17 protein-coding genes are annotated in these 16908 nt (G+C 69.6%); 4 read left to right on the top strand and 13 right to left on the bottom strand.

The features are described from left to right. Positions 1-93: 93 nt before the first annotated feature. The 4 genes from DOE79_RS17365 to DOE79_RS17345 form a co-directional block, all read right to left on the bottom strand. A complete protein-coding gene (locus tag DOE79_RS17365) occupies positions 94-1257 on the bottom strand; it encodes an FAD-dependent oxidoreductase (protein WP_120339560.1) in 1164 nt (387 codons plus the stop codon). Continuing rightward, positions 1250-1990, bottom strand: coding sequence for a methyltransferase domain-containing protein (locus DOE79_RS17360; protein ID WP_120339559.1), 741 nt, complete (start codon positions 1988-1990; stop codon positions 1250-1252). Before DOE79_RS17360 ends, DOE79_RS17365 begins: the two co-directional genes overlap by 8 nt. Before the next feature lie 4 nt (positions 1991-1994). Next, positions 1995-3251: a type III polyketide synthase gene (locus DOE79_RS17350; protein WP_245976995.1), complete on the bottom strand. Its 1257-nt coding sequence runs from the start codon at positions 3249-3251 to the stop codon at positions 1995-1997. 91 nt (positions 3252-3342) lie between these two features. Beyond that, a complete protein-coding gene (locus tag DOE79_RS17345; protein WP_162942818.1) occupies positions 3343-4179 on the bottom strand; it encodes a phosphatase PAP2 family protein in 837 nt (278 codons plus the stop codon). Between the two features lie 116 nt (positions 4180-4295). On the opposite strand from DOE79_RS17345, the gene DOE79_RS17340 reads away from it, so the two are divergent. The 3 genes from DOE79_RS17340 to DOE79_RS17330 all read left to right on the top strand — a co-directional run bounded on the left by DOE79_RS17340 (position 4296) and on the right by DOE79_RS17330 (position 6295). Beyond that, positions 4296-4523, top strand: a complete 228-nt coding sequence (locus DOE79_RS17340; RefSeq protein ID WP_120339557.1) for a hypothetical protein — start codon at positions 4296-4298, stop codon at positions 4521-4523. Positions 4524-4735: 212 nt separating this feature from the next. Continuing rightward, the gene (locus DOE79_RS17335; protein WP_120339556.1) at positions 4736-5188 is read left to right on the top strand and encodes an Hsp20/alpha crystallin family protein; all 453 of its coding nucleotides are present in this window, start codon (positions 4736-4738) and stop codon (positions 5186-5188) included. A gap of 168 nt (positions 5189-5356) precedes the next feature. After that, a complete protein-coding gene (locus DOE79_RS17330; RefSeq protein ID WP_120339555.1) occupies positions 5357-6295 on the top strand; it encodes a phosphodiesterase in 939 nt (312 codons plus the stop codon). Here DOE79_RS17330 and DOE79_RS17325 read toward each other — a convergent pair. Beyond that, complete coding sequence (locus DOE79_RS17325; protein ID WP_120340408.1) at positions 6225-7940, bottom strand: stealth family protein; 1716 nt, start codon at positions 7938-7940, stop codon at positions 6225-6227. The two genes, DOE79_RS17330 and DOE79_RS17325, sit on opposite strands and share 71 nt — an antisense overlap. A 397-nt stretch (positions 7941-8337) precedes the next feature. Next, a complete protein-coding gene (locus DOE79_RS17320; protein WP_120339554.1) occupies positions 8338-10191 on the bottom strand; it encodes a thioredoxin domain-containing protein in 1854 nt (617 codons plus the stop codon). 313 nt (positions 10192-10504) lie between these two features. Between DOE79_RS17320 and DOE79_RS17315 the strand changes: the two genes are divergently transcribed. Next, entirely contained in the window at positions 10505-11215 is a 711-nt protein-coding gene (locus DOE79_RS17315; protein ID WP_120339553.1) for a hypothetical protein, read from the top strand. Between the two features lie 45 nt (positions 11216-11260). Here DOE79_RS17315 and pnuC read toward each other — a convergent pair whose 3' ends face one another. From pnuC to DOE79_RS17280, 7 genes are all read right to left on the bottom strand, one after another. After that, positions 11261-11929 carry a nicotinamide riboside transporter PnuC gene (gene pnuC, locus DOE79_RS17310; protein ID WP_120339552.1) on the bottom strand — a complete coding sequence of 223 codons (669 nt, stop codon included), beginning with the start codon at positions 11927-11929 and terminating at the stop codon, positions 11261-11263. A gap of 80 nt (positions 11930-12009) precedes the next feature. Next, positions 12010-12591 carry an FMN reductase gene (gene msuE, locus DOE79_RS17305; RefSeq protein ID WP_120339551.1) on the bottom strand — a complete coding sequence of 194 codons (582 nt, stop codon included), beginning with the start codon at positions 12589-12591 and terminating at the stop codon, positions 12010-12012. Between the two features lie 332 nt (positions 12592-12923). Then, positions 12924-13757, bottom strand: a complete 834-nt coding sequence (locus DOE79_RS17300) for an aldo/keto reductase (RefSeq protein ID WP_120339550.1) — start codon at positions 13755-13757, stop codon at positions 12924-12926. A gap of 295 nt (positions 13758-14052) precedes the next feature. Next, entirely contained in the window at positions 14053-14880 is an 828-nt protein-coding gene (locus tag DOE79_RS17295) for an ABC transporter permease (RefSeq protein ID WP_245976994.1), read from the bottom strand. Next, positions 14877-15884 carry an ABC transporter ATP-binding protein gene (locus DOE79_RS17290; RefSeq protein WP_120339549.1) on the bottom strand — a complete coding sequence of 336 codons (1008 nt, stop codon included), beginning with the start codon at positions 15882-15884 and terminating at the stop codon, positions 14877-14879. The genes DOE79_RS17295 and DOE79_RS17290 overlap by 4 nt, the downstream gene beginning before the upstream one ends. Then, positions 15881-16177: a transcriptional regulator gene (locus tag DOE79_RS17285; RefSeq protein WP_066597199.1), complete on the bottom strand. Its 297-nt coding sequence runs from the start codon at positions 16175-16177 to the stop codon at positions 15881-15883. The genes DOE79_RS17290 and DOE79_RS17285 overlap by 4 nt, the downstream gene beginning before the upstream one ends. Further along, the gene (locus DOE79_RS17280; protein WP_120339548.1) at positions 16177-16833 is read right to left on the bottom strand and encodes a hypothetical protein; all 657 of its coding nucleotides are present in this window, start codon (positions 16831-16833) and stop codon (positions 16177-16179) included. The genes DOE79_RS17285 and DOE79_RS17280 overlap by 1 nt, the downstream gene beginning before the upstream one ends. Between the last annotated feature and the right edge of the window lie 75 nt (positions 16834-16908).

The raw sequence follows: 16908 nt of genomic DNA, 5'->3' as shown, positions 1-16908 counted from the left end.
CGAACACGGTCACCAGGTCACGACAAGCTCGACCGACGACCGGGCACGACCCGCAAAACGGATCGCGTCAGGGGTGACGAACGGCAGGGACGGTCAGAGCCAGCGCATGGTGAACGCGCGGGAGAGCAGCGCGTTCAGGGGCGGCAGCGCCAGGGCTCGCACCAGGGCGTTGCGCACGCGCAAGCGCAGCCCGCTCACCGGCCGGCCCATGGCCATGTTGAACCCGGCCTGCCGCACGGCCATGCGGGCGCTGCGGCGGCGGCGCCGGTCGTAGCCGGCCAGCGTCACGGCCGCCTCGATGGGCTGGGCGAGGGCGTGTTCGAGCGCCGGTGCGAGCGCCACGGCGTCGAGCCAGCCCAGGTTCATGCCCTGCCCGCCGATCGGACTGATCTCGTGCGCCGCGTCCCCGGCCAGCAGCACCCGCCCGTGCACCATGGTCGACGCGAGCCGCTGCCGCACCGAGAACGAGCTGGGCACGGACTCCGAGGGCGGCAGGCGCACGCCGGTGCGCTGCAGGATGAGCGCGGTCAGGTCGGCGATGGACGCATCCGTTCGCAGGGTGGGCGTCGCGGCCACCCAGCGACGCCGGCCACCGGGCAGCGGGAACGACTCGACGACGCCGCCCTCCTCGAAGAACAGCACCGCCTCGTCGCCGTGTTCGCCGGTGTCAGGGTAGTCGGCCATGAGATAAGTGCCCGCGCCGCCCAACGCACGGGACTCGATGCCCACCGCGTCGCGCAGGGCACCGCGGGCGCCGTCGGCGACCACCACATACTGGGCCTGGGCCACGATCTCCGGCCCGCCGCCGTCGGACTCCGTTCTGGCCGCATTGGGCTCGGCGAGCACGTCCACATGGTCGCCGCGCTCCTGCAGCATGCCCACGCCCACGCCGGAGCGCAGTCCCGCGGGCTTGAGCGCCGCGAACCGCTCCCGCAGCACGGCCTCTGTCTCGTGCTGCGGCAGGGTCACCACAAACGGGAACCGGCCGGTGACCTGCGCGAACGACAACCGGCCGAGGGTGCGCCCGCCGCTCTGCACGCTGCCGGATTCGATACGCACCGCGCGGGAGAGCACCTCCTCGGCCACGCCGGCCTGCCGCAGCACCCGCATCGACGGCGGGTGGATGCCGATGGCCTTGCTGTGCATCGACGGTTCGGTGCGCCGTTCGAGAACCTCCACGTCCACCCCGCGTTCGGCGAGCAGACAACCCAGCAGGATACCGACGGGCCCGCCGCCCACGACGATCACGTCACGCATGGGCCCGGCCCGTCTGCCGCGCCGCGGTCAGCGTGCCCGACGGTGCGCTCCAACGCAGCATCAGCCGGTAGGGCACCTCGCGGTGCACGGTCCAGCCGGGCGGCACCGACGCGGCCAGTTCCGCACGGGTGAAGCTGCGCCGAATGGAGGTCAACCCGTCGGCGCGGATGAACGAGCGCCGGAAGAACGGCCAGGTGCCCAGCCCGAAGCCCAGGTACGCCAGCGGCGCCCGTTCGATGTCGCCGTGCAGCACCAGACCCCGGCTGAGTCGTTCGGAGTCGACGAGCAGCGCGCCCAGTTCGCCGCCGCTGAGGTGGTGCAGCACGTGGTTGGACAGCACGATGTCGAACCGTTCCCCGCCGGCCACGAGATCGCTACTCAGCGCGCGGCGGAACGTGAGCCCGGGCAGCGGCGGCTGGCTCGTGGCGTAGTCGTGCGCGCGGGCATCCGGATCGATGCCCGTCACGGCCAGGCGCACCCCATCCCTGGCGGCCCAGCGGGCCAGCGAACGGGCGACGTCGCCGCCGCCGGAGCCGATGTCGAGCAGTGTGCGCGGCACCGCAGCCGAGAGCAGCGGCCGGATGTCGTGCTTGTAGGTGTGCCGGAGACCGGACACCACAGCGTTGACGTACCGGAAGTTCGCGTAGGTGCGGCGGAGCATGTCGGGGTCGCAGTCCGGATCGTCCATGATCTCGGCGGTGTCCACGGCCCGGTCCCGCAACGAGAAAGACACGGCGTCAGCCGCGCAACACGGTCATCAGGCTCGACTCCACGGTCAGGCCAGGTCCGAACGCCATGGCGCAGACTCTGTCCCCCGCGGCAGCGTTCTCCTGTTCGAGAATCGCCTTCATCACGAAGAGGATGGTGGCGCTGGACATATTGCCGTTGGTGCGCAGGGTCTCCCGGGAGGGAACCAACTGGGCCTCGGTGAGGCCGAGCTTGGTCTCGGTCTTGTCGAGGATGCTGCGACCGCCCGGATGGATCGCCCAGTGCGCGATCGCGGTGCTGAGCGGGGAACCCGGCGCTGCAGCGGTGAGCACCTGGCCCGGCTCGGCGGCTGCAGCACTGGCATCCGCGCCGTCGCCCTGCGCCTCCGCCGCGACCGCTCCGGCCTCGGCGACCACGCCCGCGGCCAGTGCCCGGGTGAGGGACTCGTCCCGGCCGAACAGCGGCGCGAGCGCCGACTCGATGTGCTCGTCGATGATGTGCGGCACGTAGGAGCTGAGGATCATCTCGAACCCCTCGTCGCCGATCTTCCAGGCCATGTCGCCCTCCCCCACGGGCGTGATCACGGTCTCGAAGTGGTCGAGGTTGAGGGCGTTCTCACCGGCGGCCGGCGGGCGGCTGCTCACGATGCCGGCGGCCGCGCCATCCGAGAAGAGGGACGACGCCACGATGGTGTCGGGGTCGCTCGAGGTGCGCAGGTGCAACGAGCACAGCTCTGCGCTGACTACGAGCACCACGGCGTTCGGGTCGGCCTCCACGAACTGCTTGGCCGTGCGCAACGCCGGCATCGCCGCGTAGCATCCCATGAAGCCCAGGTGATAGCGCTGCGTCGATGGCGCCAGGCCCAGCTCGCGCACGAGCATGTAGTCGGGGCCTGGCGCGTAGAAGCCCGTGCAGGACACGGTCACGACGTGGGTGATGTCGGAGGCCTCCAGCCCAGGGCACGCGTTGATGGCCCGGCGGCCGGCCTCCACGAACAGCTTCGTGGCCTGCTCGATGTAGAGCTCGTTGCGCACCCGGGTGCCCGGCATGAGCAGCCGTTGCGTGGCGGCGTCGAAGAACTGCGGCTCGGCCACGGTGGAGTCGAGGGTGAGTTCCTCGATCACGGTATGCCGGGTGTCGATGCCCGAAAGATTGAAGGATGCCGTGACCAACCGCTGGGCCAACCGGCTCAGGCCCGGTTGGGCGGCGAAAATGTCCCGCACCTGCTCCTGCACAAGCACGGTGGGCGGTACAACGGTCTGGAGCGCTCTCAGCGTGACGGCCATGCCCCAGTGTTACACGCACTTTCGTGGCCGCACACCCCCCTGGCGCGGCGCGGCGCGAACGGATGCGCCCGCCCGGGACTTGGCCCGACGGTTACGGCAGCCGGTCGAAGAGCCGGGTCGCGGTGATGGCCAGCGCGAATCCCACGGCGACGATGGCGGTGACCGCGCCGAGGTAAGCGGCCGGGGCGGCGGAGGTGCCGAACGCGCCGGTCGCGCCGATCCCCACGGCCACGGCGGTGACGATCGCGGCCAGCACGGCGATCCAGGTCTGCAGGCGCAGGCCCACCTGCGCGGGGGTGGGCGTGCGGGCGGCGCGTTGTCGGCCGCCGGCCCTGGTGAGCACGGCGCCGCCGACGCATCCCCAGAACGACACCACGAGCAGGGCGGCGATCACGTCACTGGGTCGGTGCCACAGGCTGACCAGGGTGGAGACGCCCGCCGCCACCGCGAAGGCGGCGCCGATCGTGCCCGCGAGCCAGCGCGTGTGCGGGCTCGCCACGAGGAACACCACGAGAGCGGAGGCCGCCGCCACCGTCGTATGCCCGGACGGGAATGAGTTGGACACATAGCCCTCCACGCCGAGGTCCGGCCGGGTGAGGACGATGTTCTTAAGCAGCTGGGTGGTGATCACCGCGGCCATGGCGCTGCCGACGGCCACGAAAAGTGGGAACCAGGCCCGGCGCACGGCGGCGATGGCGAGGCTCACGACGGCCCCGACGCCGACCATCACGGAGGGGATCAGATCCAGCAGGCTCAGGGTGACCTCGGTGCCCGTGGTCTCATTCTCGGCTCCGTTGAAGGCCAGCTGGTCGATGGCCTGCCCGGTCTCATCACGCACGAAGAACAGGTACAGCGCGAGGAATGCCACGGCGCACAGCACAGCGGCGCCCACGTAACGAGCGGGCGTGAGGCGGGAGGTCGAAGACACCCTCTACTGTCCCACGCGAGCATGAGTGAACCGTGAAAGGGCCGTGCACGAGTCCTGCATGCGACGTCGTGCCGGCCGCCCCTTGACAGGCGATACCGGCGGCGTAGCGTCGGAATATGTTCAGTAAGAAGACGAAGCAGGAGCGCGCCGACCGCGCGGCCGTGCGGCGTCAGGAGCCCGACGACCCCCGCGACCGCGGCGGCTTTCCCGGGCTGGAGGGCGACTTCGAATCGGAGCGCCGTCGCGCAGTGACCGCCAGCAACGAGCACGGCGAACCGTACGAGCACGGCGAGGGCGAGACCCCGGTACTGCCGTCTACGACGCCCGGCCTCACCCACCCCTGACCGCTGGATGGTGGCATTCTCCCGGAGCGCATCCGGTGGTTCACCGTGCCCGCAGGCGCGGCTGAGACTTCGCTGAACGGGTCCGCGCACGGGTTGCGAGCCGTGAGATCGTGTCAAATAATAGTTGTAGTTGAGTCGACTGGACTCAAGTTTGGAACCCCCGGCCGGGCCAGCAGGCCCGTGCCGACGATATCGAAGAAAGTGAGTTGAACATGGCCATGAACTACGATCCCTTCCGCGAACTGGATCGCGTCGCCGGCGCCCTGATGGATGTGCGCGGCCCGCGGGTGATGCCCATGGACCTGTACCGGTCCGGTGACGTTTACGTGCTGGACGCCGACATGCCCGGCATCGACCCCGGATCCGTCGACATCGATGTGGACGGGCAGTTGCTCACCATCCGGGGCGAGCGCACCCTGGCCAGCCACGACAACGTGAAGTGGCTCACTCGGGAGCGCACCGCGGGGTCGTTCCTGCGCCAGTTGAACCTGGGCCAGGGCATCGACCTCGACAACATCAGCGCGAAGTACGCCAACGGCGTGCTGTCGGTGACCATCCCCGTGAGCGAGGCGGCCAAGCCCCGCAAGATCGAGGTGAGCACCGAGAACGCCGACCAGCAGGAGACCCTGACGGTGAAGGAAGGCGAGAAACACCTGGAGAAGTAAGACGCCGGATACGCCCGGTCGACCCACGGACCCGGAGGGAATTCCCTCCGGGTCCTGTCTTTTCGCGTGTTGTACACGCTATGTTCATATTTCTCTGATCGACTGAATTTGTAGCATCCGCAGCGCAATCCCCGTAAAGTGCCTAAGTACCAAACGAATGGAAGCTCCGTGAGCATTCGAACGGCCGAATACCCCAGGCCGGATTATTTCCTTCTCCACCTCAGCGACACGCACCTGCTCGCAGACGGCAATCGTCTCTACGGCAGCGTGGACAGTGCCGCACACGTGCAACGGTTGTTTGCGGATGTGGAGGCGTCGGGCAGCAGGCCAGACGCCATCATCATCACCGGCGACCTGGCCGACAAGGGCGAACCGCATGCCTATGCGCAACTGCGCGGCATTGTGGAGCCCGCGGCCGCCCGTCTCGGCGCCAAGGTGCTGTGGGTGATGGGCAACCACGACAACCGGGCGAACTTCCGCACCGAGTTGCTCGGCCAGGAGCCCAGCCTCGCGCCGATCGACCACGTCGACTACGTCGGCGGGCTGCGGATCATCACGTTCGACACCACGGTTCCGGGCAGCCACTACGGCGAGATCTCCGAACGCCAACTCGAGTGGCTCAGCGAACAGCTCAGCTTCCCGGCGCCGGACGGCACCATTCTCGCCATGCACCACCCGCCCGTACCGAGCATGCTCGACCTGTCGGTGTCGGTGGAGCTGCGCGACCAGGCCAGCCTCGCGCAGGTGCTGCGCGGCACGGATGTGCGAAGCATCCTGGCCGGGCACCTGCACTACTCGTCCACGGCGACCTTCGCCGGCATCCCTGTGTCGGTGGCCTCGGCCACCTGCTACACGCAGGACCTCAACGTTCCCGTGGGCGGCACCCGCGGCCGCGACGGCGCCCGGGCGTTCAACCTCGTGCACGTCTACGCAGACACTGTGCTGCACTCGGTGGTGCCGCTGGGCGAGTACGAAGCTCTCGACTACATCGACCCGGCCGAAAGCGCCCGCCGACTGGCCGCATCCGGTATCGAGATCATGCCTGCTGGGTCTCTGCCCGCGTACCGCGAGCCGCCAATGACCAGGCCGATCCCGGTTCTGCGCTGACGTCGCCCGCCATCGCGGCGGAGCCGGTGCCGAGGACGCTCTCGATGAGGGTGTCCTCGCCGTGCTGGCTCTCCGCGATGACGCTTTCGCGTTCCCACGGTGCCACGATCGGGAAGTAGCGTTCGAGGAAATCGGTGACGGCCTCGGTGCGCACCTCGTCGGAGATCTCGGGGAAGCTGCCGTCGTTGAGGCAGAACATGTCCTGGTCGCGGCGCTTGAGCAGCTTGCTCATCTGGCGCAGGGCCAGCTTGAGGGTGGTCTCCACGTAGAGCGAACGCGCCTGGGTCTGCTCCACCGCCCGGCCGGTGGCCAGGGCGTAGTAGTGGTAGAGCGAGTTCGTCACCGAGATGTCGGTGGCGGAGCGGAACCGGCTGGCCATGGTGCGCCGGAAGTCCTCGGGGAACTCGGCCTCCAGCTCGAACATGACGCTCTTGCGCAGCGGCGCCGGCGTGTGCTCGAGGTGCCGGGTGGTGACCTTGCCGAAGCGTTCGCGCAGCAGCGCCCGGTTGACCCGCGCGGCGTTCTCGAAGCCGCTGCGGCTCGGGTCGTTGTCGCCCAGGCCGATGCGGGTGGCCGCCTCGACGAACTTGGTGATGCCGCCGGGCGAGTAGAACAGCTCCGGGCCCACCGGGCGGCCGAAGAACATGTCGTCGTTGGAGTAGATGAAGTGTTCGGCGATACCCGGGATGTGGTGCAGCTGGCTTTCGACGGCGTGCGAGTTGTGCGTGGGCAGCACGCTGGTGTCGGGGAAGAAGTCTTCGCTGTTCATGATCGTCACCCGGGGGTGGTCGACGAGCCACTCGGGGGCCGGCGAGTCGGTGGCGATGAAGATGCGGCGTACCCACGGCGCGAACATGTAGACGCTGCGCAGGGCGTACTTGAGCTCGTCGATCTGGCGGAACCGGGCCTCGGACTCGTCACCGGAGCCGACGACGTAGCCCTTCATGCGCGCAGCGCGGGCCTTCTGGAAGTCGCTGGACGAACCGTCGACCCAGGAGAAGACCAGGTCGATGTCGAAGCTGATGTCACTCACGAGGTCGTCGAACATGTTCTGCAGGGTGCGCCAGCTGCGGCCGAACATCTCGACAGTGGTCTCGCGCGCCTCGGAGCGGGGCAGGCGCTTCCGCATCAAGACGTTCTCGACGGGGGCGATGATCTCGTCTTCGCCGAAGGTCCAGAGCTCGAGCTGGAAGGCGGTCTCGGCGCCGTAGCGGAGCCGGCCGATGGGTTCGATGCGCGGCTGGTAGGCGCGGAAGACGTCGGACTTGCGCAGCTGCGCGAGGGCACCGTCGGCGAGCAGCCCGGCCCGGGCCTCGTCGTTGTCGAGCGGCTTGATGTAGAAGGGGGCGTCAGCGAAGGCCGCGCCGAGGATCTTGCTGATCTGCTTGCGTCGCTTGCGGTTCACCGCGATGACCGGACGGTCGTGGTCGCCGCGCACGAGCAGGTAGTCGATGCCGGCGGCGTCGAGGGCATTGCTCAGGGCGAGAAGGTCGATGACCATGGACTCGTGCGGCGTGAAGTGCCCGTTGATCAGGGCGATCTCGCCCTTCCGTACGACGACGTCGTCGCGGTCGAAGCGGCGGGTGCGCTCGTCGAGGGACAGCAGCACCAATTCGGGTTCGTTGCTCAGCGAGAGGATGGGCATGGACGCGGTATCGGGAGCCGGTTCGTCGAAGGGTGCCGGCTGGGCCTCGGAGAAGCCGCGGCCTGAGGCGTTGCGAGCGTGTCGTGCGGAGTCGGTGCGGTCAAAGCGAGCCATGGTCCTCCTTGGAGCAATAGCGTGGAACGGGCAACGGGTGCAGTCGGGCTGCGAGGGAGATGCGGTGATTCGTAACAGGTCGTCGAGAGGGAGCTCCGTTGGGCGGGCATCCATGCGCCAGGCCCCGGAATGTGCGCCCGGGTCTCCCGGGCATCCCCCGCACCGAACCAGGCCGGGCTTGAAGCCCGCTGGGAACAGTGTCGTAAGACCTAGTGTACGTCGTGCACGACGCACCCTGGCGACCCGCGCCGGGACGAGGTTCCGGACGGTCCGAAGAGGCCGGTCAGACCAGGTCAGCGGCCTGCGTGACGGGTAGTCGGCAGACGAAATCGCGGCACTGGTAGGCCGTGGGCACGCCATCGCGCACGCCGCGATCGGCGAACAGCTCGAAGCCGGCCGCCGCCCACTCGCGCCCCTGTTCCTCGGTGACGACGGCCACCAGGCCGTTCCGGCGCCGCGCCGTGTCGACCAGGCCACCGGGCGGGGTGACACCCGCGCCGGGCGTGCTGGCCGGGGTCACCACCACCAGCTGCCGCACGGGCGAGGTGAGCGCGTTGACCAGGCGCAGGGCGGCACCGAACGCGAGCGGGTTGAGACTGCCCGCGCCCACCAGACGCACCATCGCCGCGGTGGCCGCCTGGCGGTACCGGGCCGCCCCGGTGACCAGGTACAGCCGCCAGGCCGCGGCCGCGACGGCGCTGAGCCCCGACGGGTAGGCCCCCTCGGAGGGGTCGGTCGCCAGGTCGAGGCCGTGGCCGGTGAGCACCGGGTCAGCGCCCTCCGGTGCGACGAAGACCACCGACGCGGGGTCGGGCAGGGTGCGGTCGACGAGCTCGCGCGCCGCCACCGCGTAGCTCACCTCGCCCGTCGCCGTGGCGAGGTCGAGTAGACCGGCCGCCAACATGCCGTAGTCCTCGAGCGTGGCCACGGCGCTCGAGAGCCGACCGTCGATGGATGCGCGCACCAGAGCGCCGTCCTCCCTCCGGTGCAGCTGCAGCAACCGGTCCGCCGCACGGCGGGCCAGGGTGAGCGCGATGTCGTCACCGAAGGCCGACCCGGCGAGCGCGAGAGCGCCGATCGCGAGGCCGTTCCAGCCGGTGAGCATCTTGGTGTCGAGCGCCGGCGGAACCTGCTCGTGCCTGGTGTCTTCGTCGAGGGCGTAGTAGCCGCCCTCCACGCGTACCCCGTCCACGGTGCTCTCCGAGTCCTGGGCGCTGGCGAAGCCGCCGCCGGGCAGCTGCAACACCTCGCCGAGGAACCGCACCAGCCCCTCGCTCACCAGTCGGGCCCACGCGTCACCGGTGAGCATCCAGGCCCGGGTGTACAGCTCGAGCAGTTGGGCGTTGTCGTAGAGCATCCGCTCGTAGTGCGGCTCGCTCCAGTCCCGGTTGACGGCGTAGCGGAAGAACCCGCCCTCCACGGGGTCGCGGAGGGGTGTGGCACCCAGCCGTTTGAGGGTGCGCAGGGCAAGGTCGCGCCCGTCGTCGCGGTCGAGCAGCAGCGCCAGGGCGGGTGAGGCCGGAAACTTGGGGGCGCCGCCGAAGCCGCCATAGACCGGGTCCTCGGCGGTGGCGAGCAGGTCAACGCTCTCGGCGAGCCGGTCCTGGCCGGGCAGCTCGCCGGCTTCCGCGGCGGGCGCCGCCTGGGCGAGGGCCTCGGCCAGCCCGGCGGCGCTGTCCTCCACGGCGTCTCGGCGGGTGGTCCAGGCATCCGTCACGGCGGCGAGCACCTCCCGGAACGCCGGGTGCCCCGGCATCGGCGCGGGCGGTGAATAGGTGCCGGCGTAGAACGGCCGGCCGGCCGGGGTGACGAACACATTCAACGGCCAGCCGAGGTTCTGCGTGAAGGCTCCGGCGGCCGCGAGGTAGCTGGCGTCCACGTCGGGGTGCTCCTCGCGGTCCACCTTGATGCTCACGAAGTTCGCGTTGAGGTAGGCGGCGATCGCGGGATCGCTGAAGCTCTCTCGAGCCATCACGTGGCACCAGTGGCAGGTGGAGTAGCCGATGCTCACGAGTACCGGCACGTCCCTGGCCCTGGCCTCGTCGAATGCGGCCGCGCTCCAGGGTTGCCAGTCCACCGGGTTCTCGGCATGCGAGCGGAGATATGGGCTGATGGCGTCGGCGAGGCGGTTCGTCATGCCTCCATTGTCGCTCCGCCGCCTCCGCGCCCGCTGGTCGTGCCGCTGCCCGCGGGTGCCGTCCATCCCGCGAGTTGCCGCATAGCGCCCCTTCCAAGCCCCGGAGGGGGCACTTCGCCGCAAGTGGATGCTGCGTACGCGCGGATTCGCGCCCCGGAAACCGGGCCGCACGAGAGGCTTGCCGCGCCGGATTGCTGCTGTGAGACTTGGAGGGAGGAAGGGGCGCGATGACGATCTGGGCACTGGTTCCGGGCAGCACGAATTCCCGCGCGCACTCGCGGCGTGGCGGCGCTGACCGGATCGAGTGCCGTCCATGATGACCCTCGCCGAAGCCGCGGCCCTGCTCGAGGTCGCGGTCGATGCGCATCCCGAGCAGGTGGAACGCGCCTACCGCTACCAAGCGCAACGGTCGCACCCGGACCGGATGACCTCGGCGAGCCCGGCGGAGCTGGCTGAGGCGGCCGCCCGGTTCGACAGGTTCACCCAGGCGCGCGCGATGCTGCGCGAGGCCGACGCCGAGCGGATGCGCCCCTCCCCCGCCGACGCGCCGCCCGGGCACCCCGCGGCATCCGGCGCATCCGCTGCACCGGGCCGGCACCCGGCCGACAGCTCCGCCTGGGCGGATCCCAACTGGGCGGCCGACGAGCCCTACGAGCCTGCGCCGCCCGCCGGGCCGTGGCTGTTCTGGGTGTGGACGGGCCTGTTCGGGCTCGCGGCCGCGATCTCGTACCTCGGCGGGCCGCTGCCGCACTCGGCGGCCGACCTGTGGTTGCGGGTGGTGCCGCTCGGCCTGGCCAGCGTGGCGTTCGCCCGCACGGGCCGGCCGGTGTTCCTCGTGGGAGTCCTGGTGTTCGGGGCCGCGACCGCCGTACTCACGGTGCTGTTCGCGTCGTTCGGTCCGCTCGTGACGCTGCAGCTGCTCATCGCGCCGGTGCTGGGGCTCGTGGCCCTCGGCCGGCCCAAGCAGTTGCGCCGCCGTCTCGGCCCGGTCCCGCCTCCGGCGCCGCCGCGGCCGGTCGGCTGACCGGCTGAGGGCCGGTCAGTCGAGAGCTACCCGAGACCGCCCCGATCAGAGCGGCGCGACCTCGACAAGCGCCTGCCGGCGGCGTTGCACCCGGGTCCAGATCACAAAACCGGTGATGGTGAACGCGCCGTAGAACAGGTAGAGCACGGCAGAGGCGTAGTAGCCGGCGCTGATCAGCAACGGCACCCCGACGATGTCGACCGCCACCCAGATCAGCCAGAATTCGGTCCAGCCGCGGGCCATGCCGTAGGTGGCCAGCAGCGACCCGGTGAAGATCCAGGCATCCGCCCAGACCGGTTCGAACGAGCCAAGGGCCCGGAAGATCGGCGTGAGCACGAGGGTGCCGGCGACCAGGCCCACCCCCAGGCCGATGCGCGCCCGGGCGCCGGCCCAGTGCGGCGCGACGGCGGCCGTGCCGGTGGAGCGGCTGCGCGACCACTGCACCCAGCCGTAGACCGACACCACGATGAACATGACCTGCCGGCCGGCCTGGCCGAGCAGGTTCACCGGGTTGGGCGTGCCGAACACCGCGCCGAGGAAAACCGTGAAGAGCAGCGCGTTGCCGACTATGCCCACGGGCCAGGCCCAGAGCTTGCGGCGCATTCCGCCGACAGCGCTGGCGATGCCGAAGACATTGCCGATGATCTCCCGCCAGAGGATGGTCTGGGTGCCGATCTGGAGTTGAGCGTCGAACAGCCAGGTGATCAGGGACACAAGATACTTCTCTCCCGGATGGTTCGCATCCGTGCACGTCCCAATGTAAGGCGCTGAGGCGGGCGCCTATTCCCCGGCCGTCACCAGACGATGGCAGCGGAGTCGGCGGAGAGCACGGCTGGCAGGCTCGCGCGCACCAGTGGCAGCCCCCGGCGGATGGCCTGGTCGATGCGGTCGCTCAACTCGGCGTTGGTCACCTCGTAATTGGTGAAGTCGGCGTCCTTGGCGTAGACGCCGATCGGCAGGGTGAGCGCCTGGAAGAAGCTGAACAGCGGCCGGAACTGGTGCTCGAGGATGAGCGCGTGCCGATCACTGCCGCCTGTTGCAGCCAGCAGCACGGGCTTGTCGACGAGCGAATACTGGTCGACGAAGTCGAAAACGTGCTTGAACAGGCCCGTGAACGACGCCCGGTACACCGGCGACGCCACGATGAGCAGGTCGGCACCCTCGATGCGCACGAGGTCGGCCTCGGCCGCGGCGGAGAGCTCGTCGCGGCGGAGCGCCCCGGAGAACTCCCGGCCCACCTGGCTGAGCTCGATCAGGTGCACGTCGATCGACAGCTCGCGCTCCAGCGCGGCGAGGATGGCCCGTACCAGCGCGGTGGTCTTCGAGGGCGCGTGCAGGCTGCCGGAGACGGCGACGACGTTCAGGGTGTACGACATGCTTCGACGCTAAGTGCCCGCCACGGATGCCGCCACCCGCGCCGACACACGGCGTAAGACGGCGGATGCTCGCCGGCCCAGCCGCATCCGCCGAGTTGCGGCAAACGACCCCCTCGCGGGCGCGGAGAGGGCACTTTGCGGCAAGTGAACGACGGGCGCATTCGCCGAGTCGCGGCAAACCTCCCCCTCACGGGCATGGAGAGGGCACGGTGCGGCAAGTCGGCGACGGGGCCCGGGCGCTTCCGATGCGCGACGCCGCCCTGAGATGCCAAGAACGGCCCCTTCCGGAGTGCGGAAGGGGCCGTTTGTGGCACGCCAGGAGCCGGGTGGGGCTAGTTGACGTCGTTGGGGTGCGAGCCGACCCGGCCGCCGCGCTCGAGGGCGGTGATCGTCGCCAGCTCGGTGTGGCTGAGCTCGAAGTCGAAAACGTCGAAGTTCTCGATCATGCGCTCGCGGCGGTTGGACTTGGGGAAGACGATGTTGCCGGTCTGCAGGTGCCAGCGGATGATGACCTGCGCAGGGGTCTTGCCGTGTGCCTCGGCCGCGGCGGTGACCACGCCCTCCTCGAGCAGCGGGTACTTGCCCTGGCCGAGCGGGCCCCAGGCCTCGATGTGGATGCCGTTGGCGCGGGCGAACGCGGTGAGCTCGGTCTGCTGGAGTGCAGGGTGCAGCTCGATCTGGTTGACCGCGGGCACGACGTCGGTCTCGGCGAGCAGGCGCTCCAGCTGCGGCACCAGGAAGTTCGAGACGCCGATGGAGCGGGCACGGCCCGACTCGCGGATCTTCTCGAGGGTCTTCCAGCTCTCCACGAACTTGTCATTCGCGGGAGCGGGCCAGTGGATGAGGTAGAGGTCGACGTAGTCCAGGCCGAGCTTCTCCAGGCTCGCGTCGAACGCATCCAGCGCCGACTCGGTGCCCTGCTTGTCGTTCCACAGCTTCGTCGTGACGAACAGCTCGGAGCGGTCGATGTTGGAGGACGCCAGTGCCTGGCCCACGCCCTCCTCGTTGCCGTAAATGGCGGCGGTATCGATATGGCGGTAGCCCACCTCGAGGGCGTCGGACACGATCCGGGTGGTCTCGGTCGGGTCGACCTTGAAGACCCCGAAGCCGAGCTGCGGGATGGTGTGGCCGTCGTTCAGGGTGATGAGGGGTACAGAATTCGTCATCCAACGAGCCTACGGAGCGCGCGGCCGGGGCGCACGTCACGCATGCCGACAGCGTAATCCGCCCCACGCCACAGCCCCTCAATCCCAGGCTGGCCCGCCCAACGCCCCGGCCCAGACATGACTGGCCCATTTTTGCTAGTAAATCTGCCGTCGTACTAGCGAAAATGGGCCAGTCATGCGCTTCGCGCCGGCGCTTCACCCGGTCCGGGACAGGGGCCCGACGTGAGTGGCCCAAGTTCGCTAGTCGAGGCGGCCGTGCACTAGCGAAAATGGGCGAGTCATGGCACCGAGGGGGTCAGTGGTAGCGACGGCCCTCGTCGCGGCGGAAGAGCCGCAGGGCCAGGGCGAAGGTCACGGCGGTCCAGACCAGGATGCCGATCCACACCCACGGCTCGAGCTCGCCGCCCTGCACGGCCCAGATCACGAACTCCCGGGCCTGCCGCGACGGCAGGAGCTTCGACAGCGTGTCGAGCCAGTCGGCGAAGAGGTACGGCGGCAGGAACAGCCCGCCCGCGAACGCCAGGGCGAACATCACGATCTGCACCACCGCGATCGCGGCCTTGGACGACATCGAGTAGCCGATCGAGATGCCGATGAACATGAATGGCAGCGCCGAGATGCCCAGCGCCACCAGCCCGCCGAGAACGCCCAGAACGGATGCCTCCGCCGCCGTGAACAGGGCCCCGATCGCGATCACCGGCAGAATCGAGACCAGCCCCATCAACCCGGTGGAGAAGATCTGGCCGAGCACCCGGGAAACGCCCGGCACCGGCAGGGTGCGCAGGTACGGGTCCCAGGGCTGCTCCCGGTTGGCCGAGATGTTCAGGCCGAAGCTGAACAGCGAGTTGGACATCAGCGCGAACACGCTCAGGGCGATCACCGCCTGGGTGGCGAACTCCGGGTTGTCCGCGACGGTGCGCTGCGGCACCACGAAGAACAGCAAAGAGAGCCCGGGGAACACGAGCGACCCGATCAGGGCGGCCGGGATGCGGAACGTCTCGACGAGGTTGATGCGGGCGTGCACGAAGGTGAGGGCGAGGACGCCCGTGCGCCCGCCGAGTGCCGGGACGCGGCTCCCGGTTCCGGGGGCGGTGCCTGCCGGGGTGGGGGTGAGGGTGCTCATCGGTTCATCTCCTTCTGGACGGCGGGCACAGCAGACGGGGCCGAGCCGGTGTGGGCGCGCGGGTCGGCGGTGCCGAGTGGTTCGGCATCGTGCGGGGGCCGGGCCGGTTGCCCGGTGGCCGCATCCGTCGCCCCGGTGAGGGTGAGGAACGCCTCTTCGAGGGTGGCGCCGCGCACGGTGAGGTCGGTGAACGGGATACCGGAGCGCACCAGTTCCACGATCAGCCGGTCGCTGTCGTTGGCGTAGAAGGTGGTGCTGCCGTTGTCGCCGAGGTCGCGGCCGACCACGCCGGGTAGTCCGCTCACCCGGTCGGGCTGGTCGGTGACCAGGCGCACCTGCCGCAGCGAGACCTGGTTGATCACGGCGGTGACGGTGTCGTCGGCGATCACCCGGCCGTGCCCCATCACCACCACGCGTTCGGCGAGCGCCTCGATCTCCTCGAGGTAGTGGCTGGTGACCACCACGGTGGCGCCGCGGTCGTGCTGGCGGCGCACGGCATCCCACAGGGTGCGGCGGGCATCCACATCGAGCCCGGTGGTGGGTTCGTCGAGCAGCACCAGCCGTGGCTGGCCCACGAACGCGAGCGCCACGCTGAGCCGGCGTTTCTGTCCACCGGAGAGCGCGCCGGTCTGGCGTTTGAGCAGGTCCCCCAGTCCGAACTCCTCGGCCACGGCCGCGGTGCTCAGCGGCTCGTCGAAGTGCCGGCCGACGAAGTCGATGACCTCGCCCACCCGCAGGGTCGGCGGCAGAGCGGTCTCCTGCGGGGTGCCGCCGAGCTTTTGGCGCATCCGGTAGTCGCCGGGCGACCCGCCGAACAGGGTGACGGTGCCGGTTGTCGGCTTGCGGAGCCCCTGCAGCATGGTGAGCACGGTGGACTTGCCGGCGCCGTTGGGCCCGAGCAGGCCCAGGATGCTGCCGGAGTGGATGTCGAGGGTGACGTCGTCGACGGCGAGCACCTCGCCGAAGCGGCGGGTGACGTGGTCGAGGCGGGCTAGGACTGTCATGCGGATTCTCCCAATAGGTCGCGCAGGGCTTCTCGGTAGTCTTCGAATGCGCGCCGGCCCGTGCGCGACAGGGCCAGGTAGGTGGCGGGGGTGCGGCCCTGGTGCGACTTGATGACGTCAACATAGCCCGCGTCTTCGAGCTTGCGCAGGTGGGTGGACAGGTTGCCGGCGGTCATGCCGAGCAGTTCCTGCAGGCGGGGGAAGGCGATCTGGTCGCCCACCTCGAGTGTGGCCAGGGTGGCGGTGATCTTGAGCCGGGCGGATGCGTGGATCACCGGGTCGAGTTCGTCCATCAGCGGTTCCGGCGTAGCCGCACGGCCATGATGGCGGCGACGACCAGGAAGGCCCCGCCGCCGGCGAGAGCGAAGACCAGGTCGTTGCCGGGCGACCCGGCGAACGGTGCGGCCGCGCCGACGGTGAGCATGATCAGGCCGAGGATGAGCTGGGATTTCTCCCGCCAGAGTGCGGCGCCGCCGAGGTAGATGGTTCCGCACATCAGCGCGTAGCCGGACGGGAAGTAGAGGTTGGCGAGGTCGGTGGACATGCCGTGGCTGATCAGGGCGGTGCCGAGCAAAGCGAACGCAGTGCCGCAGACCGACCAGGACAGCCCGTAGACGGCGCCGGAGAAGCTGGAGACTCCGCGCACGCCCCGGTTGATCCGTATACCGATCACCGCTGAGGACACGATCGAGATCACCAGCAGCACGATGAACAGTGGTGTCGCGAGCCCGGCCGGAATCGTGAACCAGGGGTTGCCGTCGGCGTCGCCCGACCAGAGGGCGAGGAAGCCGACCAACCAGGCGATGCCCCAGATGAAGTACAGCCAGACGACGGGCGCGATCTGCGCATCCGTCACCTGGCGCTGCTGCTTCTCGAGCAGCGCGAGCATCTCGCGCGGGTCGCCCAGGGGTTCGTCGAGGTCTACGGCGGGGGTTCTGGTGTCATCCATACCTACTTTGTAACACAAAGTACTTTGCGCGACAAGGGTTTGGCTCGAAGTGGGGTATGCCCGCGAGGCAATAGC

Origin of the sequence: Cryobacterium soli (genome assembly GCF_003611035.1) — a bacterium.
Taxonomy (GTDB): Bacteria; Actinomycetota; Actinomycetes; order Actinomycetales; family Microbacteriaceae; genus Cryobacterium; species Cryobacterium soli.
Note: the sequence above shows the minus strand (reverse complement) of the source record. Positions and strands in the feature narration are given on the sequence as shown.

Excerpts from the sequence above, each read along its gene's own strand:
- DOE79_RS17365 (WP_120339560.1), bottom strand. The coding sequence starts at position 1,257 with ATGCGTGACGTGATCGTCGTGGGCGGCGGGCCCGTCGGTATCCTGCTG.
- DOE79_RS17350 (WP_245976995.1), bottom strand. The coding sequence starts at position 3,251 with ATGGCCGTCACGCTGAGAGCGCTCCAGACCGTTGTACCGCCCACCGTG.
- DOE79_RS17340 (WP_120339557.1), top strand. The coding sequence starts at position 4,296 with ATGTTCAGTAAGAAGACGAAGCAGGAGCGCGCCGACCGCGCGGCCGTG.
- DOE79_RS17335 (WP_120339556.1), top strand. The coding sequence starts at position 4,736 with ATGGCCATGAACTACGATCCCTTCCGCGAACTGGATCGCGTCGCCGGC.
- DOE79_RS17325 (WP_120340408.1), bottom strand. The coding sequence starts at position 7,940 with ATGCCCATCCTCTCGCTGAGCAACGAACCCGAATTGGTGCTGCTGTCC.
- DOE79_RS17320 (WP_120339554.1), bottom strand. The coding sequence starts at position 10,191 with ATGACGAACCGCCTCGCCGACGCCATCAGCCCATATCTCCGCTCGCAT.
- DOE79_RS17315 (WP_120339553.1), top strand. The coding sequence starts at position 10,505 with ATGATGACCCTCGCCGAAGCCGCGGCCCTGCTCGAGGTCGCGGTCGAT.
- msuE (WP_120339551.1), bottom strand. The coding sequence starts at position 12,591 with ATGTCGTACACCCTGAACGTCGTCGCCGTCTCCGGCAGCCTGCACGCG.
- DOE79_RS17300 (WP_120339550.1), bottom strand. The coding sequence starts at position 13,757 with ATGACGAATTCTGTACCCCTCATCACCCTGAACGACGGCCACACCATC.
- DOE79_RS17295 (WP_245976994.1), bottom strand. The coding sequence starts at position 14,880 with ATGAGCACCCTCACCCCCACCCCGGCAGGCACCGCCCCCGGAACCGGG.
- DOE79_RS17290 (WP_120339549.1), bottom strand. The coding sequence starts at position 15,884 with ATGACAGTCCTAGCCCGCCTCGACCACGTCACCCGCCGCTTCGGCGAG.
- DOE79_RS17285 (WP_066597199.1), bottom strand. The coding sequence starts at position 16,177 with ATGGACGAACTCGACCCGGTGATCCACGCATCCGCCCGGCTCAAGATC.
- DOE79_RS17280 (WP_120339548.1), bottom strand. The coding sequence starts at position 16,833 with ATGGATGACACCAGAACCCCCGCCGTAGACCTCGACGAACCCCTGGGC.